18 protein-coding genes and 2 pseudogenes are annotated in these 20914 nt (G+C 61.6%); 15 read left to right on the forward strand and 5 right to left on the reverse strand.

What is annotated here, in order from left to right:
* Positions 1-15: 15 nt before the first annotated feature.
* Positions 16-666: a TetR/AcrR family transcriptional regulator gene (locus ACV7NO_RS17420; protein ID WP_463407207.1), complete on the forward strand. Its 651-nt coding sequence runs from the start codon at positions 16-18 to the stop codon at positions 664-666.
* A 213-nt stretch (positions 667-879) separates the two neighbouring features.
* Here ACV7NO_RS17420 and ACV7NO_RS17425 read toward each other — a convergent pair.
* Positions 880-2009, reverse strand: a protein-coding gene (locus ACV7NO_RS17425) for an IS3 family transposase (RefSeq protein ID WP_463405004.1) whose coding sequence is annotated in 2 segments (ribosomal slippage) — positions 880-1757 and positions 1757-2009 — 1131 coding nt in all. Because the reading frame shifts where the segments join, the coding sequence is not laid out codon by codon here.
* Positions 2010-2344: 335 nt separating this feature from the next.
* On the opposite strand from ACV7NO_RS17425, the gene ACV7NO_RS17430 reads away from it, so the two are divergent.
* The 6 genes and pseudogenes from ACV7NO_RS17430 (at position 2345) to kduD (ending at position 7602) form a co-directional block, all read left to right on the forward strand.
* Positions 2345-3286: a DUF6454 family protein gene (locus tag ACV7NO_RS17430; protein ID WP_463407208.1), complete on the forward strand. Its 942-nt coding sequence runs from the start codon at positions 2345-2347 to the stop codon at positions 3284-3286.
* A 151-nt stretch (positions 3287-3437) separates the two neighbouring features.
* A pseudogene (locus ACV7NO_RS17435) lies at positions 3438-3903 on the forward strand (transposase); the annotation flags it as partial.
* A 35-nt stretch (positions 3904-3938) separates the two neighbouring features.
* The gene (locus tag ACV7NO_RS17440; RefSeq protein WP_463407209.1) at positions 3939-4349 is read left to right on the forward strand and encodes a glycoside hydrolase family 95-like protein; all 411 of its coding nucleotides are present in this window, start codon (positions 3939-3941) and stop codon (positions 4347-4349) included.
* A 139-nt stretch (positions 4350-4488) separates the two neighbouring features.
* The gene (locus ACV7NO_RS17445) at positions 4489-6240 is read left to right on the forward strand and encodes an aspartyl protease family protein (protein ID WP_463407210.1); all 1752 of its coding nucleotides are present in this window, start codon (positions 4489-4491) and stop codon (positions 6238-6240) included.
* 340 nt (positions 6241-6580) lie between these two features.
* Positions 6581-6757: pseudogene (locus ACV7NO_RS17450) on the forward strand (5-deoxy-glucuronate isomerase); the annotation flags it as partial.
* A gap of 137 nt (positions 6758-6894) precedes the next feature.
* Positions 6895-7602 carry a 2-dehydro-3-deoxy-D-gluconate 5-dehydrogenase KduD gene (kduD, locus tag ACV7NO_RS17455; RefSeq protein ID WP_463407211.1) on the forward strand — a complete coding sequence of 236 codons (708 nt, stop codon included), beginning with the start codon at positions 6895-6897 and terminating at the stop codon, positions 7600-7602.
* 48 nt (positions 7603-7650) lie between these two features.
* On the opposite strand, the gene ACV7NO_RS17460 is transcribed toward kduD, so the two are convergent.
* Positions 7651-8373 (reverse strand): IS6 family transposase, encoded by a 723-nt coding sequence (locus ACV7NO_RS17460; protein WP_463407212.1) that lies wholly within the window; start codon positions 8371-8373, stop codon positions 7651-7653.
* Positions 8374-8519: 146 nt separating this feature from the next.
* On the opposite strand from ACV7NO_RS17460, the gene ACV7NO_RS17465 reads away from it, so the two are divergent.
* From ACV7NO_RS17465 to ACV7NO_RS17495, 7 genes are all read left to right on the forward strand, one after another.
* Complete coding sequence (locus tag ACV7NO_RS17465) at positions 8520-8765, forward strand: type II toxin-antitoxin system ParD family antitoxin (RefSeq protein WP_463407213.1); 246 nt, start codon at positions 8520-8522, stop codon at positions 8763-8765.
* Positions 8758-9048 carry a type II toxin-antitoxin system RelE/ParE family toxin gene (locus ACV7NO_RS17470; RefSeq protein WP_463407214.1) on the forward strand — a complete coding sequence of 97 codons (291 nt, stop codon included), beginning with the start codon at positions 8758-8760 and terminating at the stop codon, positions 9046-9048. The genes ACV7NO_RS17465 and ACV7NO_RS17470 overlap by 8 nt, the downstream gene beginning before the upstream one ends.
* A gap of 70 nt (positions 9049-9118) precedes the next feature.
* The gene (locus ACV7NO_RS17475; RefSeq protein WP_463407215.1) at positions 9119-9637 is read left to right on the forward strand and encodes a DUF3857 domain-containing protein; all 519 of its coding nucleotides are present in this window, start codon (positions 9119-9121) and stop codon (positions 9635-9637) included.
* A 53-nt stretch (positions 9638-9690) separates the two neighbouring features.
* Positions 9691-10448, forward strand: a protein-coding gene (locus ACV7NO_RS17480; RefSeq protein ID WP_463407216.1) for an IS5 family transposase whose coding sequence is annotated in 2 segments (ribosomal slippage) — positions 9691-10009 and positions 10009-10448 — 759 coding nt in all. Because the reading frame shifts where the segments join, the coding sequence is not laid out codon by codon here.
* A 579-nt stretch (positions 10449-11027) separates the two neighbouring features.
* Positions 11028-11672: a hypothetical protein gene (locus ACV7NO_RS17485; protein ID WP_463407217.1), complete on the forward strand. Its 645-nt coding sequence runs from the start codon at positions 11028-11030 to the stop codon at positions 11670-11672.
* Positions 11673-11702: 30 nt separating this feature from the next.
* A protein-coding gene (locus ACV7NO_RS17490) for an IS3 family transposase (RefSeq protein WP_463405004.1) occupies positions 11703-12832 on the forward strand; the annotation gives its coding sequence in 2 pieces (ribosomal slippage) (positions 11703-11955 and positions 11955-12832; 1131 coding nt in all).
* Entirely contained in the window at positions 12829-14061 is a 1233-nt protein-coding gene (locus ACV7NO_RS17495; protein ID WP_463407218.1) for a right-handed parallel beta-helix repeat-containing protein, read from the forward strand. The genes ACV7NO_RS17490 and ACV7NO_RS17495 overlap by 4 nt, the downstream gene beginning before the upstream one ends.
* Before the next feature lie 391 nt (positions 14062-14452).
* Here the strand turns inward: ACV7NO_RS17495 and ACV7NO_RS17500 are convergent, their stop codons facing one another.
* Positions 14453-15175 carry an IS6 family transposase gene (locus ACV7NO_RS17500; protein ID WP_463407212.1) on the reverse strand — a complete coding sequence of 241 codons (723 nt, stop codon included), beginning with the start codon at positions 15173-15175 and terminating at the stop codon, positions 14453-14455.
* Positions 15176-15222: 47 nt separating this feature from the next.
* Between ACV7NO_RS17500 and ACV7NO_RS17505 the strand changes: the two genes are divergently transcribed.
* Complete coding sequence (locus ACV7NO_RS17505) at positions 15223-15924, forward strand: hypothetical protein (protein ID WP_463407219.1); 702 nt, start codon at positions 15223-15225, stop codon at positions 15922-15924.
* A 376-nt stretch (positions 15925-16300) separates the two neighbouring features.
* On the opposite strand, the gene ACV7NO_RS17510 is transcribed toward ACV7NO_RS17505, so the two are convergent.
* Together ACV7NO_RS17510 and ACV7NO_RS17515 are read right to left on the reverse strand one after the other, a co-directional pair.
* On the reverse strand, positions 16301-20428 hold the full coding sequence (locus tag ACV7NO_RS17510; protein WP_463407220.1) for an RHS repeat-associated core domain-containing protein: 4128 nt from the start codon (positions 20426-20428) through the stop codon (positions 16301-16303).
* Between the two features lie 78 nt (positions 20429-20506).
* Positions 20507-20881, reverse strand: coding sequence for a hypothetical protein (locus tag ACV7NO_RS17515; RefSeq protein ID WP_463407221.1), 375 nt, complete (start codon positions 20879-20881; stop codon positions 20507-20509).
* Positions 20882-20914 lie beyond the last annotated feature (33 nt).

The raw sequence follows: 20914 nt of genomic DNA on the forward strand, positions 1-20914 counted from the left end.
CTTTAGGGTACGGGCATGGCGAAAGCCCAAATCCTGCGGAGAGGCATGATGAGCAGCGAGGAGCCGGTGGCACGCAACCGTCCGAAGCAGGAGCGGGCGCAGCAGACGTACGAGCTGATCCTGGACGTGACGGGTGACCTGCTGGCCGAGGTCGGGATCGATCGGATCTCGACCAACATGATCTGCGCGCGGGCGGGAATCACCCCGCCCGCGCTCTATCGGTACTTCGTGGACAAATATGCCGTCCTCGAGGCGCTGGGTCGCCGACTGATGGGGCGGCAGAATGCCGCACTGGAAGACTGGATCCGTCGCCACGAGGCAGGCGGGGCCGCCGCGCTCCGCAGCGCCGTCGAGGACTTGTTGAGAGCGACCGCCGCAGTAACCGCCAGCGAACCGGGCGCGGTATGGATTCTGCGCGCTCTTCATGCATCGCCGAAGTTGATCCACGTCCGGCTCGAATCCCATCGCTACGTCACAGATCGCCTGACCGATGCTTATATGCGCCTCGGCTCCCGCTTGGACCGAGCTGAGCTCTGGCGCCGGCTTCGCATTTCAGTCGAGATCGGATTTGCGATTGACGAGATGCTTCAGGAGGAGACGGGACTTTCTGCTGACGAAACCTTCAGCTACGCAGCAAGGCTTATGCAAGCTGACCTTTCACGATAGCATTTAGCGATCATCTTAGCTCGAAGACATTCATAATAATTGCGGATCCCATCTTTAAACTCAAAATTGCCTTTGACAGAATTTTTAGGAAAAGTCGCCAGCCAGGTTGCCCCCCTTGTTTTCCAGTTTACGATCATGTGATTGGACACGCAGGAGCGGTGCATACGGGTGCCTGCCCCCGTCACAATGACGTGCTCCCCAAAGCTCTACCAGTCATAACTGGAGTCCGGGGTTGGTATGGTGCCCCTCGGGGCGGTGTTGCGCAACCTGCCTGGCAGCATCGGCGGGCGTCAGCCCGCCAACGCCGCTATGCGGCCGCACGTGGTTGTAGTCGTCGCGCCAGAGCCGCAGCACCGAGCGGGCGTGGCCGAGCGACACGAACAGCGTCTCGTTGAGGCACTCGTCGCGCAGGCGGCCGTTGAAGCTCTCGACGTAGCCGTTCTGCTGCGGCTTGCCGGGCGCGATGTAGTGCCACTCGATGGGTCGCTCTTGCGTCCATCTCAGGATCGCCAGGCTGGTCAGCTCGGTGCCGTTGTCGCTCACGATCATCAGCGGCGGTGCGCCTCTGGCCGCGATGATGGCGTCGAGCTCGCGAGCGACGCGGGCGCCTGACAGTGAGGTGTCGACCACCAGCGCGAGGCATTCCCGCGTGAAGTCATCGACGACCGCAAGGATGCGGATGCGCCGGCCGCTGATCAGCGTGTCGCTGACGAAGTCGAGGCTCCATCTCTGGTTCGGACCTTGCGGCAGCGTCATCGGCGCCCTTGTCCCCATGGCTCGCTTCCGGCCACGACGGCGCCTGACCCGCAGGTTCTCCTCGCGGTAAAGCCGCAGCAGCTTCTTGTGGTTCATGACCAGGCCCTCACGAGCCAGCATGATGCCAAGCCGCCGGTAGCCGAAGCGACGACGTTCCGACGCGATCTCTCGCAGCCGCGACCGTAGGTCGCCATCATCACTACGCCGGGGCGCGTAGCGCACCGACGTCCTGTCCGCGCCGAAGATGGTACAGGCCCGACGCTCGCTGATGCCGAACAACCGTCGAGCATGCTCGACAGCCTTCCGCTGAGCGGCGGGCCTCACCAGTTTTTTGCCGCGACCTCCTTCAGAACGGCATTGTCGAGCATGGCATCGGCCAGCAGCCGTTTGAGCCGGCCGTTCTCCTCCTCCAGCACCTTCAGCTTGCGCGCCTGCGACACGTCCATGCCGCCATACTTGGCCTTCCACGCGTACAAGGTGGCGCTGCTGATCCCGTGCTTGCGACACACGTCGGCGGTCTTCATCCCGCCCTCCTGCTCGCGCAGCACCGCAATGATCTGCTCCTCGCTGAACCTGGTCTTCTTCACGTCCGTCTCCTCACGAAGGCGGACTCTAGCTCAAACTGGCAGAGTTTCAGGGGAGCACGTCAACAAGTACAATCACGCGCTGGTGACGATCCGCGCCATCCATTTTCACCGCCAAGCGGCACGATCACGGCATCGACCAAGACGCGGCCCAAATATTTCGACCGGTGCGTCTACATTTTGATACTTTTCACCATCGACTTCCTTGAATGTGATGCGTACTTCTTGAGGCATCGCAATCATAATGCGATTGGCATTGGTAATAGGCAGGGTCGAGTGGTCCTATGAAGTATTGTTGGTGTTCTAAAGAAAGACCGGCGATACGCTCGATACGCCGATTGCGGTTAACGATCGCACTGGCATCGCTGGTCGCGCCGGGCGGGCCAACGCTGGCCGCACCGCTCAATGAGCGTGTCGCAACGCGAGTAAAAATGCTGACGCGCGCGACGAAGTGGACACAAGTCGCAGCGATACCGATCGCCTTCAAAACGTTTCACCCACAAGGCATGGTCAAGATCGGAAACGATTTCTACGTGTCGTCGGTGGAAATCCGGGCACTGCCAAAAAAGCTGCCTACGCCGATCGAAGGGCACACCTACGATACCGGAATTGGCGTCGGGCATCTGTTCAAAATCAACGCGGACGGCAATTTGCTCGCCGATATGATTTTGGGTGAAGGATCGATCTATCACCCTGGCGGAATTGATTACGATGGCGCATCGATCTGGATTCCGGTATCTGAATACCGTCCCAATAGCCGAGCGATCATCTACGCGATAGATCCGGTCGCGATGACCGCAACGAAGTTTTTGAGCGTAGCGGATCATATCGGCGGCGTCGTTCACAACAGAATGAGCAAACAGATAGAAGGTTTTAGCTGGGGATCTCGGCGCTTCTATTCTTGGCCGGTCCCGCGCCGCTATGGCGGCGTCAGCGCTTCCACGGCTCACCCGATTGCCAATCCTGAAAACTACGTCGATTATCAAGATTGCCATTACGCCGGGCTGCGGATGATGCTGTGTAGCGGGGTCGCAGAATATAATATTACCCCTGACACGCCCGCGTTCCAGCTTGGCGGCCTCGATCTGCTCGACTTGAAGACACATCGAACAGTTTGGCAAGCCCCGATCGCTTTATGGGCACCGTCGGGTCGCGCGATGGCGCAGAACCCGTTCTGGATCGAACCGACCATAAGCGGATTACGCGCCTATTTCATGCCCGACGACGACAACTCCACCCTGTTTGTTTACGAAACAGCCTTTCCGAAACTTCCGCTATAAGGCCCAGAACTGCGGTGCTGATCCGTCCACAACATCTTTCGCTCCTATTTAGATCGGCGCATCGAGCGTGACGTGGCCGGTCGGGAACCGTTGAGCTGCTGCCGGTTTCGCGGACACCGAGATAAGGTGTTTTTGAGACCGGAGGATGGAGATGCAACGACGGAAGTTCAGCCGTGAGTTCAAGCTCGAGGCGGTGAAGCTGGTGCGGGAACGCGGGGTGTCGGTGTCGCAGGCCGCACGCGATCTGGACCTGCACGAGAATGTGCTGCGCAAATGGGTGCGGGAGCAGGCGGCGGACCCGGGGTCGGCGTTTCCTGGGTACGGCGTGATGAAGCCCGAGCAGCAGGAGATTGAGCGGCTGCGCCGCGAGTTGGCCAAGATGAAGGCGGAGCGCGACATCCTAAAAAAGCGGCGGCCTACTTCGCCAGGGACTCGATATGAGGTTCGAGTTCGTCGCGAAGCACCGGGGGATCTGGCCCGTATCGTGGATCTGCGAAGCGCTCGGTGTTTCGCGCAGCGGCTTTCATGCCTGGCTGGTTCGGGCGCCCAGTGCGCGTGCCCGGAGCGATGAGAAGTTCGGCGCCAGGGTTCGCGCCAGCTTCATCTCCAGCTATCGGAGGCGACGGGGTGGGCTACCGCCTGGCGCATCGCGTTGTGGGCGCGGCTTGGCGACGGCAATCGCGCGCACCGGATCCTGCGGTTCCTGATCGGGCCGAAACGAACCTATCCCAACATGTTCGATGCGCATCCGCCGTTTCAGATCGACGGAAATTTCGGGGGTGCGGCGGCGATCATCGAAATGCTGATGAGCAGCGTCGATGGCGAAATCGTACTGCTGCCGGCCTTGCCCGATGCATGGCCCGCCGGACATATCACGGGCCTGCGTGCCCGCGGCGGGTTCGAGATCGCGTTCTCGTGGCACGCGGGGCGTCTGGCGACCGCGACAATCACAGCGACGGCAGATGGCCCGGTGCGGGTCCGGTCGGGCGATGTCGTCCACAGCGAAACGATGCGCGCCGGTCAGACGCGGCGCCTGCGAGGCCCCAACCTGCATCTCGCATGATCGTCGATTTCATCTCGCCGTCAGCGAACCGTCAGACTCGATCGGCCTAGATTCGGCTATGGCCCCCACATCGCCCCGCCGCCTGCCCCGCGCCCCCCGGCCAGCCAGTCGCCCCGCATGCGGGAAGTTCGCGGACACGATGCTCGCGCTGGCAAGACCGCTCCTGTCGCTGGTCCTGCTGCTCCCCGCACCGGCGATCGCCGCGTGCAGCATCGGCAAGCTCGCGGACCTGCCGGTCACGCTGACCGGCCGTCGCGCTATTGTGGACGCGAAGTTCGGTGCGCACGACGCGCGCTTCATCGTCGACAGCGGCGCGTTCTACAGCACCTTGTCCCGCGCGTCGGCTGCGGAATTCGCTCTGTCGACCGAGCCCTTGCCCGCGACGTTCCGGTTGCGCGGCATCAACGGCGACACGTCGGCGTCGGTCGCCAATGCAAAGGATTTCGCGCTGGCGGGGGTACGCATTCCCAAGGCCGATTTCATCGTCGGCGGCAGCGATACCGGGACGGCCGGCCTGCTCGGTCAGAATATCCTGGGGCTGGCCGACGTCGAATATGATCTGCCGCACGGGGCGGTCCGGCTGATGCGCGTGCAGGGCTGCGGCAACGCCGCGCTCGCCTATTGGTCCGCGGGCCGGCCGTTCTCGACCATCGCGCTCGAACACGGCGATGGTGGACCGTGGAAGCCGCATACGATCGGCACGATCTTGGTCAACGGCGTAAAGATGCGCGCGGTGTTCGATTCGGGCGCGCAGAGCACGGTCATGACGCTCGCCGCCGCCAAGCGCGCAGGCAGGCTCCCGTCGAGCCCGGGCGTGAAGCCCGATGCCATTTATGGCGGACTCGGCTCGAAGCAAGTCGAGACCTGGCTCGCCCCGTTCGACACGATCGATCTCGGCGGAGAGATCGTGCCTCATCCAAAGCTGCGGATCGCCGACATCAAGATCGATGGAGACATGCTCGTCGGGTTCGACTTCTTCCGGACCCACCGCATGTTCGTGTCGAACGCGACCCACCAGATGTACATGACCTACGAGGGCGGGCCGTTGTTCGGCATCCAGCCGACGGGTGCGAAGACCTCGACCGGCCAGACGCTGGACCTGACCGACACCGCCGCCGAGCCGACCGATGCCGCCGGGTTCAGCCGGCGCGGCGCGGTCCTGTTGTCGAAGCGCCGGTTCGCCGAGGGATTGGCCGATCTCGACAGGGCCGTCGCGATGGCGCCGGCCGAGGGACGCTATGTCTATCTGCGCGCGCAGGCGCGGCTCGCCAACGGGCAGGTGCTGCTGGCCGCAGCGGACCTCGACAAGGCCGCAGCGCTGATGCCCGACGACAGCGAGGTGCGGCTGACACGCGCGCGCCTGCGGCTCGCCGGCCACGACCCCGCGGGCGCGGCGGAGGATGCGAAGGTCGCGGATCTGAAGCTGCCGCCTGGGTCGGATCGTCGCCTGCCGCTGGCGGGGCTGTACGAAAACCTCGACCAGCCGGAGGCCGCGATCGCCAATTACGACGCGTGGCTGAAGCTGCATCGCGACGACGACGATCGCGCGCGTGCCTATAACGGGCGCTGCTGGGCACGCGCGCTTCTGAATCGTGAGCTCGATCGCGCATTGTCCGACTGCAATGCGGCGGCGAAACTGCGCCCCGGCTACGCCTCCTATCTCGACAGCCGGGCGCTGGTGCAGCTGCGCATGGGCCGGCTCGACGACGCGATCGCCGACTATGACGCCGCGATCCGCGCGAACCCGCGCAACGCCTGGTCACACTATGGCCGCGCCATCGCCGAGATGCGTGTCGGCAGGAAGGACGCCGCCGAGGCGGACCGCAAGGCGGCGCTGGCGATCAACCCCGGCACGGTCGCGCGCGCGGCGAAATACGGGCTGACGCTGTGATCTCTCGTGATGCGCAATCTTCATATCCGCGCTTCAGCCTGCATGACCCCGCTCGACTTCGCAGCGCACCGGGGCGACAGCACAGCTCGACTCGCCGGGGGTAGACAAGCCCGGCGCAGCCATGATCGGCGCGACCGACGGGGCTCTGGGTGGTGGGGGCAGCATTGACGCTCCCCCGATCGAAAGGACACCACCATGCCCAGGCTCAGCGACACCCAGTCGATCCTGCTCGCCCACGCTGCTCGTCGTGATGACGGCAGCCTGCCCCCCTGCCCGATACGGGCGTTGTCAGAGCTTATACACTGGCGATTTCCTATTTGGTTATTGAGACACACGATGCGGAGAAGCCGCCTATCTGCGCCACATCGTGATGGCGAACGAGGAGGCGGTGATCTCGCCGCCCTGGTCGGTCCATATGGGCAGCGGCACGAAGGCCTATGCGTTCATTTGGGCGATGGCGGGCGAGAACCAGGATTATACCGACATGACGGTGCTGGACATCTGCCAGCTGGCGTGACGTGAGAGTTCCCCTCCCTCATGCGGGAGGGGTTGGGGGGTGGGCGCCCGGCCGGCCTCCAGCGGTATCGCTCGTGATCCAGCGCGAGCCCACCCCCGGCCCCTCCCGCACGCGGGAGGGGGGATTTGAGGCACTCCATGACCAACCCCTTCGACCTTGCGGACAAGGTCGCGATCGTCACCGGTGCGAATACCGGGATCGGACAGGCGATCGCGGTCGCGCTCGCCGCGGCGGGCGCCGACGTGGCGTGCGTCGGGCGGACCCCGGCCGAGGACACCGCGGCGAAGATCCGCGCGCTCGGGCGCAGGGCCGCGATCGTGTCCGCCGATCTGTCCACGATCGAGCCGGTCCGGCGCGTCGTCGACGAGACGGTCGCGGCGCTGGGCGGGGTCGACATCCTAGTCAACAATGCGGGCATCATCCGGCGGGCCGACGCGGTCGATTTCAGCGAGGACGACTGGGATGCGGTGATCGACACCAATTTGAAATCGGTGTTCTTCCTGTGCCAGGCGGCGGGCCGGCACATGATCGCGCAAGGGGGCGGGCGAATCATCAACATCGCGTCGATGCTGACCTTCCAGGGCGGGATCCGCGTGCCGAGCTACACCGCGTCGAAGAGCGGCGTCGGCGGGCTGACCAAGCTGCTCGCCAACGAATGGGCGAAGCACGGCGTGACGGTGAACGCGATCGCGCCAGGCTATATCGCGACCAACAATACCGCGGCGCTCCAGGCGGACGAGGCGCGCAACCGGTCGATCCTCGACCGGATCCCGGCGGGGCGATGGGGCGACGCGGAGGATCTGGGCGGCGCGGCGGTATTCCTCGCGTCGGTGCTGTCAGTCTAACGCGAACCGCTCTCCACACGATGCACCTCGGGCTTTGGGTACAGCGGTCTAGCTGGCGAGGATCTGCCACTCGGCCAGTGCGGCCGAGCGGCGTTGCTTGTAGGTCTGCCGGTCGACGAGATGGCGTTCCAGGCTGAAATGGTTGTGGACGTTGGCATGTACCGAGGCGAACTTCTGTAGCGTCTTCATCCGCCGAAAACGCTGCATCGCTCGTTCTCGTCGTCGGAACGGCAGGTGGCTGTTCTCCACCCGATTGTTTGCCCAGCGGCCGACCTGCTGCTTGTCGGCGTTGCCCAGGTCCTTCATCGCCGCACGGTACGATCGAAGGCCGTCGGTCGTGATGATGTTCGGGGAGCCGTGGCGCTTGAGTGCCTTCTTCATGAAGGTGAACGCTGCGTCCTTGTCACGGGTCCTGGTGATATAGCTTTCGAGAATCTCGCCCTCGTGGTCGACCGCACGCCACAGGTACACCATCTCGCCGTTCAGCTTCACGTACATCTCGTCTAGGTGCCAGCGCCAGTGCCGGAAGCCCCGCATCCGGCTCACCCGCTGGCGGCGTATGTCACCTGCGAACATCGGACCGAACCGGTTCCACCACATCCGTACCGTCTCGTGGCAGATGTCGATCCCGCGCTCGAACAGCAGGTCCTCCACGTTCCTCAACGACAGCGGGAAGCGCACGTACATCAGCACCACCAGCCGGATCACTTCAGCCGACGAGTTGAAACGGCGGAACGGGCTGGGTGGCAACGCTCGAGATTTGCGGCTCATAACGCCTGCTACCAGCCCCCTGCCCTGCCTGCCACGTTGGTCTGACAATGCCTGGCTGACCGTTTCCGAACATCCTCTCACCGGTCCTCATGACATCAGCTAAGCAATGTGCTAAATAGCACCAATAGTATGATATGGAGGCCAATATGGCGACCGTGCGCAAGACCATCACCCTCACCGAGCAGCAGAATTCATGGATTGCCGCGCAGATCGACGCCGGCAGCTACACCAACGACAGCGAGGCGATCCGCGACCTCATCCGGCGCGAGCAGGAGCGCAGCCTTGAGATCGAGAGCATCCGCCAAGCGTTGATCGAGGGCGAGCAGAGCGGCGAGCCGGAGCCGTTCGACTTCGCTGAGTTCAAGCAGCGCAAAGCTGCGCAGCATGGCTAAATACCGGCTCACCCCGAGGGCGCAGCGCGACCTTGATGGGCTGTTCGACTATACCGTGACGCACTGGGGCTTGCCCCAGGCGATGCGCTACACCGACCTAATCGAAGCCGCTTGTGCCGATCTGGCCGAAGCGCCGCAGCAGGCGCAGGGCTGCGCCAATATTCGGCCAGGCTATCGACGGCGCGGGGTCGAGCAGCATGTTATCTATTTCCGGCCAACCAGTTATGGGATTGCCGTTATTCGCATCCTGCATCAGCGCATGGATGCGGCTCGTCACTTGTAAGCGCCTTGGTCATTAGCCCGTTCGCCATCTCCGTTTCTATAGTGTTTCCGTTGGGTAAATTTGGGGGGTTATGAAGCTTTTTCTCGCTGCGCTTGTCACCACGAGTGCGCTCACGAGTGTAGCGTTTGCTGCGGACAAGCCGGTAATTGCCCCGGCACCTGCCTGGGTAAAACCCGTCGCTCCGCTACCCCTTCCCGCAAAGGCGGACGAAGTGCCCGTCCGGATTTTGCTGTCCGATCAGCAATTCGCGTTGGAGCCCGGACGACAGACGGTCTACTCTGAAACATCGTTGAAGATTCAGACGCCGCAGGGGTTGGCGGCCGGCAATATCTCGTTGCCGTGGCGCCCCGAAACCGATGTTCTGACGGTCCACAAACTCCTGATCCGACGCGGCGACCAGATCATTGACGTTCTCAAATCGGGTCAGACGTTCACGGTTCTCAGACGTGAGCAGAACCTGGAGAGCGCGACACTGGATGGCGTCCTCACAGCCAACATCCAGCCCGAGGGCTTGCAGGTCGGGGATACGCTGGAGTTCGCGGCGTCAGTTTCGTCGAGCGATTCGACGCCAGGTGGTGTCTGCATTTAGAGGATTCCCAAGTTTAGGCGGTTCTGATTCAAGTCTGGCGAAGGAGCCGGGCCATGAGCAGACGCATGCTGACAGACGAGCAATGGGAACGGATTGAAGGGCATCTTCCTGGCCGAGCCGGGACGCGGGGTCGTAGCGGTGTCGACAACCGACTGTTTGTGGATGCGATCCTGTGGATGGCGGGTAACGCGACGCGCTGGCGCGACCTGCCGGAGGGGTTCGGCAAATGGACAGCGGTCCACGCGCGGTTCCGGCGCTGGTCGCACGCCGGCGTCTGGGAGAGGCTGTTCCACGCCATGGCCGACACGCCGGACTTCGAATACGTCCTGATCGACAGCACCATCTCGAAAGTCCACGCCGATGCGAGCGGCGCAAAAGGGGGGCTGAAGCTGCCGCGATCGGGCGTTCGCGCGGTGGCCTGACGACCAAACTCCATGCCGCCGTCGATGCGATCGGCCTGCCGATCCGCATTCACCCGACGCCGGGACACCGCGGTGACGCTCCGCAGGCCGAGAGTCTCCTGACTGGCTTGCGGGGCGTCGGTCACGTCATCGCCGACGCCGCTTACGACGCCGATCCGCTACGCGCTTTCATTGCCGATGACCTCGGCGCAACTGCGCAGATCAAGGCCAATCCCAGCCGTACCAAAAAGCCGCCCATTGACTGGAGGCTCTACAAGGAACGCCACCAGGTCGAATGCTTCTTCAACAAGCTCAAGCGGTTCCGTCGTATCGCTCTGCGCTGCGAGAAGACGCTTCCTGCCTTCATGGGGTTTGTCCATCTTGCATGCGCCATGATCTGGCTCCGCTAATGCAGACACGAGCTAAAGGGACATGTCGAGCAGATCGCAGGAGCCTGGAACGGCTTTCCGATCGGACGAGCGCATCTCCGCATGCAGTGGCCTACCAGCCTACCAGTCCGTCTTCGCCAGACGGCGTCCCTGCCGGCGTTAAAACCGATAAAGACAGGCAACACCTCTACCGTCGAGCTGTCACTCGACAGCGTGGAGCCTATCATTCCGCCGAAGGGATCCACGAACACGGGTCGTGTGCTTCTTTCCGACCGGGTGCGATGATCTCCTCGCCTCTACACCGGCGCTCAGGCAGCCAGCTGCCAACAGCGACAGACACCCAGCCAACATCGCGATTTTCACATTCCGCCCGTTTTCCGCCGCGAGCCTATTGGCACGCGCCACCCCGGACAATGGTTCCCGCCAGAATGGTTACCATTGAGGAATTGTCGACAGAACACTTTTCTAGACAAGGCTTCGGTAGTCCCGACGCAAAACGCACCTTAATCTAACAATATGAAATTTTTTCCACCTCGGTCGGTTGCGATGTTGGAAAACTTCAATCAGATTGATCTACGCTACTATAATAGGAGATTAGGCATGCGACCTGCAATTATCTTATTATCTATATTTATCAGCGCCCCAGCTATTTCTCAAGTCTCTGAGCAGATCAATCCACGATGGGGTCTAGACCCATCTGGTCAATGTCGGAACGTTACGATTGATGACCCTAATATTACAGGCTCGGTAAAAGGTGTACCGATCGGCTGCCTGGATCAATCCAACATATTTCAGTCACGAATTACGCCCATTGCCCTCGAGCAATCACTGCTACGCGTTCCTGCAGGCACAACGGCTTCTCAACTCGCCGCTTTGTCCGCCACCCATGCGATTGTCATCGACAAGCCACTGACTATTGAGTCGAGCGCAACGCTTTCGGGGCGGGTCTATCTCGTCGACGACGCCAAGATCACCATCAATGCGGGTGCGGTACTGACATTCAAGCAGCAACCGACGATCCCGGACTCGCAGGTGTTTTATGGTGGAGGCGCGGTCCAGGGTCTCCAGACATCGAAGGTCCTATGGTTCGCCGGTTCGTTATTGAACATTAACAGCGACGCCCTCGCACGACTTCAAACTGCGATGGACGCCGTAATTGCAGGTGGAGTCGTTGAGTTTCCGGTCGGTACTTTTCGTATCACGGGACAAACCCTGACGTGCTCCCCTGAAACTCTGCCAGTTTGAGCTAGAGTCCGCCTTCGTGAGGAGACGGACGTGAAGAAGACCAGGTTCAGCGAGGAGCAGATCATTGCGGTGCTGCGCGAGCAGGAGGGCGGGATGAAGACCGCCGACGTGTGTCGCAAGCACGGGATCAGCAGCGCCACCTTGTACGCGTGGAAGGCCAAGTATGGCGGCATGGACGTGTCGCAGGCGCGCAAGCTGAAGGTGCTGGAGGAGGAGAACGGCCGGCTCAAACGGCTGCTGGCCGATGCCATGCTCGACAATGCCGTTCTGAAGGAGGTCGCGGCAAAAAACTGGTGAGGCCCGCCGCTCAGCGGAAGGCTGTCGAGCATGCTCGACGGTTGTTCGGCATCAGCGAGCGTCGGGCCTGTACCATCTTCGGCGCGGACAGGACGTCGGTGCGCTACGCGCCCCGGCGTAGTGATGATGGCGACCTACGGTCGCGGCTGCGAGAGATCGCGTCGGAACGTCGTCGCTTCGGCTACCGGCGGCTTGGCATCATGCTGGCTCGTGAGGGCCTGGTCATGAACCACAAGAAGCTGCTGCGGCTTTACCGCGAGGAGAACCTGCGGGTCAGGCGCCGTCGTGGCCGGAAGCGAGCCATGGGGACAAGGGCGCCGATGACGCTGCCGCAAGGTCCGAACCAGAGATGGAGCCTCGACTTCGTCAGCGACACGCTGATCAGCGGCCGGCGCATCCGCATCCTTGCGGTCGTCGATGACTTCACGCGGGAATGCCTCGCGCTGGTGGTCGACACCTCACTGTCAGGCGCCCGCGTCGCTCGCGAGCTCGACGCCATCATCGCGGCCAGAGGCGCACCGCCGCTGATGATCGTGAGCGACAACGGCACCGAGCTGACCAGCCTGGCGATCCTGAGATGGACGCAAGAGCGACCCATCGAGTGGCACTACATCGCGCCCGGCAAGCCGCAGCAGAACGGCTACGTCGAGAGCTTCAACGGCCGCCTGCGCGACGAGTGCCTCAACGAGACGCTGTTCGTGTCGCTCGGCCACGCCCGCTCGGTGCTGCGGCTCTGGCGCGACGACTACAACCACGTGCGGCCGCATAGCGGCGTTGGCGGGCTGACGCCCGCCGATGCTGCCAGGCAGGTTGCGCAACACCGCCCCGAGGGGCACCATACCAACCCCGGACTCCAGTTATGACTGGTAGAGCTTTGGGGAGCACGTCAACCCCAATCACCGTTACCAACGGCCAGCACGTCCGCGGTGCTGGGAAATTTAAGTCAACAATCTATTATACATCATCAACCACGAACGGCTTTTCATTTAGTTCAGCCCTCGGCAGTAACCTTGAAGGAATGACGCTAGGAGTCGAATCTTACAACACCGTACCAGATTCAGGGAAAGCTATCGAGATATCGATCGGGTTTGTGACCGTTCGAGATGTGGCTATTCGCGGATCCAATATCGGCATTGATATAGGAAATGAAGCTTCGGCAACCCGTGTGCTATCTACAGATATATTGGACAGCTCTACCATTGGGCTTTATGTTCACGATGCGAACGACGTGTTTATAGATAATTTCCTCATTTCCGCCCCGGTCGACCGCGTGACTGCGTCCAGCGCAAGCGGAACAATCGTTGCAGGCGAGGAGATTCGTCGTTCGAACGGCGTCGTCCTGGGCCGCATTGATACCGTCCTGTCGCCAACCCGATACCGCATGTTCGTCTACGACGGCAATCTAGTGGTTGGCGAGACGTTGACCGGGGTCACGAGCGGCGCCACATTCGTGGTTGCCGCGCAGACACCGAACCATGCGTTGGGTGGGATCCGCCTGCTCAATAAGGTCGAAGCACTTATAGCCAATAACGGAGATGTGATCGGAGGCGCTTTTGGGATGACCACGGACGCGCAGGCGAACGTTGCGTCCAAGCGGCCTGCCTATAATAATTTCGCGAACGTATTTTTCGACAGTTCCGACAACGGAGTACTCTTGGAGAAAGTGGCCGATTTTGATTTTATCGGCTGCTGGTTCTCCAATCGCCCCGGCCCTGGCATTACAATGACCGATGTCGAAAGTATGCGATTCAGTGGTGGCCGAGCCGTCAATAACGGGCAGCATGGAGCGGTCCTACGGGCGAATGCGAAATTTGTCTCGTTCAACAACTTCACTGCGTCAGGAAACAGCACGTCTAGCCCGGGAACCTTCTCAGGAATCTATGCAGACTCCGGAACAAGTGATTTTTCAATCACAAATAGTAGACTTGGTGGTACGCTGGGATTTTCCGGGCAGCAGGCCTATGGTTTCTTTCTCCAGTCCGGCAACAGCGACCGTTACATCGTGTCAGCCAATCTCGTTAGTGGGAATACGCAAGCGGGGGTTAGCGATAACGGCACCGGAATTCACAAGACAGTTACTAACAATTTCTAGTCACTAAATATATTTATTACCCTTGAAAGGTGGTGCCAGGTAGCGGGTGAACATGGGTTTGTCCGCTACCATTTTAGCTACAATTCGACATTTGTCGGAAACAATTCACAAGTTTTAGTTATTTTGTTTATCCTTATATACTCCAAGATGTCTTGCTATAGTTAAATTCTTACTTATGTAATTTCCACTTATAAATTTGTCTTGTTAATTAAGATAGCTAACGTTGTAGCTGTGATTCAGAGGATCGACGTGATGCATGATCTTCATATGCGCGTGGAGGCTGTCGAAGATTCTTGAAAGCCCGCTCGACTTCGCAGCGCACTGGAGGGTGCTGTCAGTCTAACGCGAACCGCTCTCCACACGATGCACCTCGGGCTTTGGGTACAGCGGTCTAGCTGGCGAGGATCTGCCACTCGGCCAGTGCGGCCGAGCGGCGTTGCTTGTAGGTCTGCCGGTCGACGAGATGGCGTTCCAGGCTGAAATGGTTATGGACGTTGGCATGTACCGAGGCGAACTTCTGTAGCGTCTTCATCCGCCGAAAACGCTGCATCGCTCGTTCTCGTCGTCGGAACGGCAGGTGGCTGTTCTCCACCCGATTGTTTGCCCAGCGGCCGACCTGCTGCTTGTCGGCGTTGCCCAGGTCCTTCATCGCCGCACGGTACGATCGAAGGCCGTCGGTCGTGATGATGTTCGGGGAGCCGTGGCGCTTGAGTGCCTTCTTCATGAAGGTGAACGCTGCGTCCTTGTCACGGGTCCTGGTGATGTAGCTTTCGAGAATCTCGCCCTCGTGGTCGACCGCACGCCACAGGTACACCATCTCGCCGTTCAGCTTCACGTACATTTCGTCTAGGTGCCAGCGCCAGTGCCGGAAGCCCCGCATCCGGCTCACCCGCTGGCGGCGTATGTCGCCTGCGAACATCGGACCAAACCGGTTCCACCACATACGCACTGTCTCGTGGCAGATGTCGATCCCGCGCTCGAACAGCAGGTCCTCCACGTTCCTCAACGACAGCGGGAAGCGCACGTACATCAGCACCACCAGCCGGATCACTTCGGCCGACGAGTTGAAACGGCGGAACGGGCTGGGTGGCAACGCTCGAGATTTGCGGCTCATAACGCCTGCTACCAGCCCCCTGCCCTGCCTGCCACGTTGGTCTGACAATGCCCGCCGCGCGCGCCCGCGCCGCCAGCTACCGCCCCGGCACCGTCGTCATCTTCCGTAAAGGTGCAGAGGACGGCGCGCCGCGTCGCAACACCGGCTACCGCGTCGGGTCTGTCGACGCCGAGGCCGGCACCGTCCGGCTGATCGACCCCGAAGGTCAGGCGCTCGCCTGGTCCCCCGGTGACGGCAGCGCCGCCAATGCCGACGCCTTCACCGAGGTGCAGCAGCAGTTCCGCACCGGCGACAAGGTGCAGTTCACCCGCAACAACTACGAGGCCAAGCGGCTCAACGGGCGCACCGCCGAGGTGGTCGCGATCGACCCGGACGAAGGTATCCTCGTCGTCCGCTCCAGGAACGGCAAGCGCCAGGCCCTCGACATGGCCAACGTCGCCGACCGTCACATCCGCCCAGGCTGGGTCCGCACCATCCATTCCGCGCAAGGGGCAACCTGCGAGCGCGTCATGGCGCACCTCGAATCGTTCCGCAGCAACGTCGACGCCAACATCGCCTATGTCGCCGTCTCCCGCGCCAAGGCCTCCGCCATCATCTACACCGACGACCGCGACCGCCTCGCCAGCGCCATCGAGAGACGCAGCAGCGCCAAGGTAGGCGCGATCGACGAGACGATGATGCGCAAGGGGGCCGCGATCACCATCCCCAAGCCTGCGCCCGTCAGGGCCGCAGGGATGGCGATCGGGTGAACGGCACTCCTATAAATTTCGGAATCTTACCTGAATACTGTTCGCATGGTCGCTTTTACTGAATGTCCTCGTCCCGGCAGGAACCGGAACAGTAACCGTACCATTTCCATTCCATACCGGTTTCAGATCAGGTGAGTAATTTGGGGCTTGGTCGAGCACCAAGACATTGCCCTTGCCTTCCGGCTCATCGGAACTTGGGATGACTGATACTTGGTAATTGTCTCCGACTGTCGCTCCGCAGTTTCTAGAAAATACTACAGCAGCCATCTTGCCGTTTGGACTTATAGATCGCCCTTTAGGTTCGTTCCGGCATGATGGTTCGGTGCTGCACGATGCCAGCAAGATCGCGCTGACGCTGATGATCGCAACCCGCATGTCAGCAACCGTTCTTACGATCTGCGATGCCACGACGAATCATTTCCTGATCGTGCGGATCGTCGCCGTAAGGAGCGGTGCCCCCACCAAAGAGCCCCATCAAAGGCCCAGGCTCTCCCCAATCAGGCTGAGACGTCCCGGCAGCCTGCTGTGCGCGACCAGCCTGCTGGAGCAATATGTTCGGCGCTATGCCTGCCGCTTTCCCAGTATAACCGTAATTGTAGTTACCAAAATCTTGAAATCCACGATGCCTTTGCTTGTAATCCCAAGGCCCTTTATTCTGGACTTGGCCTTTAAACCAAAGGGCCGCTATCGCGTTTGCGTAGTGCTTGGCAGCTTCGGCACCGTTAGCTCGCGCCACTCTAGCCAGCCTAGCTTGCGAGACACCTGTTCCAGGGGCCGCCGGAGGCCCGTAGCACTGCTTATTCTGCTGCGAGGGGACATTAGCTGCTGTGCCAGCACCGCCAGATGCAAGACCACTGCTACCTCCGCCAGAAGCAAAAGACCAAGTTCCGATCAAATCTGCCAAACTTATTTCTGGCAAATTATCGTACCTTCGCCCCTTAACGATTATATCGTCTTCTAATCCTGTCGGGTCTGTCGCGTTGAGCGGACTGCTCCCGACATAGGCGTACATGTTCATGCCGTCGCCATACCCGATCGGGTCGGGCTGCATGAACCGCCCAAGCGTGGGCGAGTAGGCGCGGGCCTTATAGTGGTACATCTGCGCCTCGGGCAGCCACGTCTGCCCGGTATACTGGAACCGGCCCAGATTGGCCGCACCCGGGATCCCGTACTCGTCGTACGTGTTGATCGCCAGCGTGTTGCCGCCCTGGTCCGCCACTGCCACCACCGATCCACGTTCGTCGGCGTACAGCCACCGACGGTCGTTCGTGCCCGACCCCTCATACCACACCAAAGGCTCGTCGCCACCCGCGCCGAGCGCATAGCGACGCAGGATCGTCGCCGTCGCCCCCGACTGCTCCGTCGTCAGCTGGTCGCCGCGGTAGCGAAGCACGTTTCCGATCGCGTCCTGGCTGAACAGCCGGTCGAGCGGATCGTACAGCAGATACCCTCCCGGCGTCTGCGCCAGCAGGTTGTCCACCGTGTACCGATACTGGGTCGTTCCCTGCGGCGTCGACGACGACGTCAGGTTGCCGCGCCCGTCATAGCCGAACGACGCCGGACCGGCCGTCGTGTACTGGTTCAGGCTATTCTTCTGATACCCGCGCTGGACATCCACCCGGTCGGCGAACGCGTACGCGTCGTTCGACATCGTCACCGTCCGGATCTCGTCCGCCGGCGTATAGGTGAAGCTGCGCGTCACGTCCTGCGCCGTGCCGATCAGGTCGTGCGTCAGCGACGACAGCCGCGACAGCCCGTCATAGCCGTAATGCGTCCACGTCGTGTTGCCCCGCGCGATCGTCTTGCGTCGGCCGTACGCATCGTATTCGTACGTCGCCAGCACGAAACCGTCATTCTCGCGGACCCGCGTCAGCGCGTTCGTCGCGTCATAGGCATAGTCGGTCCACAGCCCGTCCGCCCATTGCTGCGAATGGATGTTGCCCGCCTGGTCGTAATACCAGCGCAGCGTCCCGATCCCGTTGGTATTCGTCTCCTCGAACAGCCGCCCGAGCGCATCGTAGCTATACCGATAGTCGTAGCCCCGGCTGTCATACGCCCGCGTCATCCGCCCCAGATCGTCATACGCGTACGCCGTGTTCGTGTCCGCCGGCACCGCCGCCGGCTGCGGGCGATTGCGATAGATCAGTCGTCCGAGATCGTCGTAGAAGAACGCCATTCCCGTCCCGTCGCGGAACCGTTTTCCTGTCACAAGCGAGCCACTGTCGTGCCCGGTCTCATTATATCCGACCTCCTCGTAAGTACCGTCCGGATAGGTCGTACGCAGCGGCCGGTTGAACCCGTCATAGGCGTAGGTTGTCGTATTGTTTGCGGCATCGCGCACGGTCTGGACCTGACCGCTGCCGTTGTAGGTAAAGCTCTGCGTCGCCTGCTGGAGCGGAGACCCCCAGCCGTTCGCCACCAGCGTCGGCGCATCCGCCTCATCATATTCGCGGTACGTGATCCGGTCATAGCCATACACCCCGGCGCCGGTCTGATCGCACGCCCGGTTGCTCTGTCCATCCGGCTGGTTGGTGTTGTCGAGCGTCGAGGGGTTCATCCGCAGCGCCACGCATTGCAGGTTGTTCGCCACGTCGTAGCTGTAGTGCGTCACCTTCTCGCGCGTGCTGCTCGCGAAGACCTGCGTGCGCCAGACACGGCCCAGCGTATCGTAGTCGGTCGTCTGCGATTGGTACGGGCCGAATGCGTTGCCATCCCCGTCGGAGGTGCCGAACACCGTGCCCTCGACCGCGCCATCCGCATTGCGGTAGAGTTTCACCGAACGGTTCGGCAGGCTGCCGCCGCCATCCGGATCCGGACCGACGACCTGCATCACCCGACGGTCGGCGTCGTAGAAGGTCTTCGTCACGTCGGCGACGTCGGTGCGCGGACCATCGACACTGATCCGGTTGCCGACCGTGTCGTATTGGTAGCCGTCGGTCGCGGTCAGCGTTCCGTCACCGGATCCGCGCGAAACCGACGACAGGAACAGGTTCGGGGTGTCATACGCCAGCGTCGTGCGCGTCTCCGACCCCTGTCCGCCGCACGACTGGCCGCTCGCGCACGTCGAGACTCCGGTCAGCTTGTAGACCGGCGGTGAGCCCGTATTCCCGTTCACATACAGCGGCGTGTAGGTGAACCGGGTCTGCGGCCGGGTCCCCTGCTGCGATGTCGGCCGCGTGATCGACGTCACCCCGCCATGCGTCGGGTCGTAGCTATAGTCGGTCTGTTTGCCCCGCGCGTCCTTCGTCCAGATCGGCTGGTTGCAGATGAGGGGATTGGCGCAGTTGGTATCGTACCCGGCGGACGTCCCGATCTGGCCGCCCCCTACGCTCGGCTTTGCCGTGTAGACCGTCGCCGTCACATTGCCGCGCGCATCGTTGGTATAGTCGACGCGACCCCCTTCCGGCATCACCCACGCCGTCAACCGGCCATATTGGTCATGTTCGAACGTGTCGGTCCGGTTCTTCCCGTCGCGCTGCGACAGGATCACGCCCTGCGAGGCATCTGCCGTCACCACATTCTGATGAGACTTCGGATCGGTGATCGTCACCGACATCTGGTTGTTCGCCAGCGGCGTCCAGGCATAGCCCCACGACACCTGACCGTTCGAGACGCTGTCGACGCGGCCGTTCCCGTCCCAGTGATAGATCGTCGAATCCGATCCAGCCGCAGGTCGCTTGATGGCAAGCATGCGACCATTGCCATCGACGGTGTACCGCGTCTGGTGGGTCATCGCGTCGGTCACGGTTTGCGTATTGCCGCTTCGGGCGTAACTGACCCGCGGCCAGCCCTGCACGGGCGGGTTGGAACTTACCGTATTTTCCGCTGTCACCGATGCGATTTCATACCACAAGCTGGTCGCATTGGGGTCATTGCCCGCATAGCCGTAGCGCAGACGGAATCCCTTGCTGCTCGTGACCGTATTCAATCTCACGACATAATGCGTGATCGCATAGCTATCCTGAATCCTTGGGTCGAAATACTCCTCGTCATACTGATCCGGCGTGTAATTCAATTCCAGTCGCTCGCCATCAGGGCGCACGATCGTCGTCGCGACCGCATCGACGACGCGGTAGTAGGCCTGGTCGTTCGACACCGGCCCCCTGTCGAACGTGACGACGGTGCCGTTTGCGGTTCGATAGGTGTATTGCGTCCCCAACTTGCTGAGCGTCGAGCCGTCGCGCTCGGACGACGTGTAAGTGTTGCCGGACAGTTGAAAGTTGTTGGTGTCGTTCCCCAGAGTGACGCTGACGCCGCCGGAGAAAATCGAGATCGACGCCATATAGCTGTGCCGCCAGCCGGTCTGCACCCAGAAGCGCTGATGCGACAGCCCCATGTCCGATGTTCCGATCGCCACGTCGGTCGTCGCCAGCTGCACCTGACCATTGCTGAGGTTGATCCCCTTGGCATCCACCGGCGAGCGCACTGGGGGTAGCGGGATATCCGCCTGCGCCAGCGCGGCGGTCGAACAGGATGCGCCCAGCATCAACGCGAGCGCTTTCACGCCACCATGATATCCCCTACCCTTTGTCATCGTCGTTCCCCGGAATAATATCTGCCCTGATCGGTCGAGCGCGCGCGGCTATCCCGTCGGCAGCGCGGACAGCACCGAATCTAGCGTCGTCCCGAGAGACTTCGCGGTGTCGCACATCAGTTTTGGCTGGACACCGACCACATGCTCCAGCCGGTTCTGCACCGCCTGATTGCCAGATGCTGCCATTTTGCAGATGCTGTCGCGGTAAAGCTTCGGATCGAGCTTGAGCCTCGAGCAAATGACGGCGGAAAACCCGGCTGCAGTCAGCTTTTCCCGATCCGTTGTTTGCGCGACAACGACGAAGTCGCGCGCCTTTCCCTTCGCGTCGATAAATCGGCGCGTCATGCAGACGGGCAGTTGGACGGGGAGTTTGGTGGTGAGGTCGGTGCCCTGAAGCGTCAGGAACAGGAGGCTGGCAAGCATGAGGAGACTCCTGGGAGGAGAGAATGGGTGCCG

This window comes from Sphingomonas sp. Ell38C01 (assembly GCF_055231975.1).

What these genes read in the sequence shown, in the direction of transcription:
- ACV7NO_RS17420 (WP_463407207.1), top strand. Translation starts at nt 16, where the DNA reads ATGGCGAAAGCCCAAATCCTGCGGAGAGGCATGATGAGCAGCGAGGAG.
- ACV7NO_RS17445 (WP_463407210.1), top strand. Translation starts at nt 4,489, where the DNA reads ATGCTCGCGCTGGCAAGACCGCTCCTGTCGCTGGTCCTGCTGCTCCCC.
- kduD (WP_463407211.1), top strand. Translation starts at nt 6,895, where the DNA reads ATGACCAACCCCTTCGACCTTGCGGACAAGGTCGCGATCGTCACCGGT.
- ACV7NO_RS17460 (WP_463407212.1), bottom strand. Translation starts at nt 8,373, where the DNA reads ATGAGCCGCAAATCTCGAGCGTTGCCACCCAGCCCGTTCCGCCGTTTC.
- ACV7NO_RS17465 (WP_463407213.1), top strand. Translation starts at nt 8,520, where the DNA reads ATGGCGACCGTGCGCAAGACCATCACCCTCACCGAGCAGCAGAATTCA.
- ACV7NO_RS17470 (WP_463407214.1), top strand. Translation starts at nt 8,758, where the DNA reads ATGGCTAAATACCGGCTCACCCCGAGGGCGCAGCGCGACCTTGATGGG.
- ACV7NO_RS17475 (WP_463407215.1), top strand. Translation starts at nt 9,119, where the DNA reads ATGAAGCTTTTTCTCGCTGCGCTTGTCACCACGAGTGCGCTCACGAGT.
- ACV7NO_RS17485 (WP_463407217.1), top strand. Translation starts at nt 11,028, where the DNA reads ATGCGACCTGCAATTATCTTATTATCTATATTTATCAGCGCCCCAGCT.
- ACV7NO_RS17495 (WP_463407218.1), top strand. Translation starts at nt 12,829, where the DNA reads ATGACTGGTAGAGCTTTGGGGAGCACGTCAACCCCAATCACCGTTACC.
- ACV7NO_RS17500 (WP_463407212.1), bottom strand. Translation starts at nt 15,175, where the DNA reads ATGAGCCGCAAATCTCGAGCGTTGCCACCCAGCCCGTTCCGCCGTTTC.
- ACV7NO_RS17505 (WP_463407219.1), top strand. Translation starts at nt 15,223, where the DNA reads ATGCCCGCCGCGCGCGCCCGCGCCGCCAGCTACCGCCCCGGCACCGTC.
- ACV7NO_RS17515 (WP_463407221.1), bottom strand. Translation starts at nt 20,881, where the DNA reads ATGCTTGCCAGCCTCCTGTTCCTGACGCTTCAGGGCACCGACCTCACC.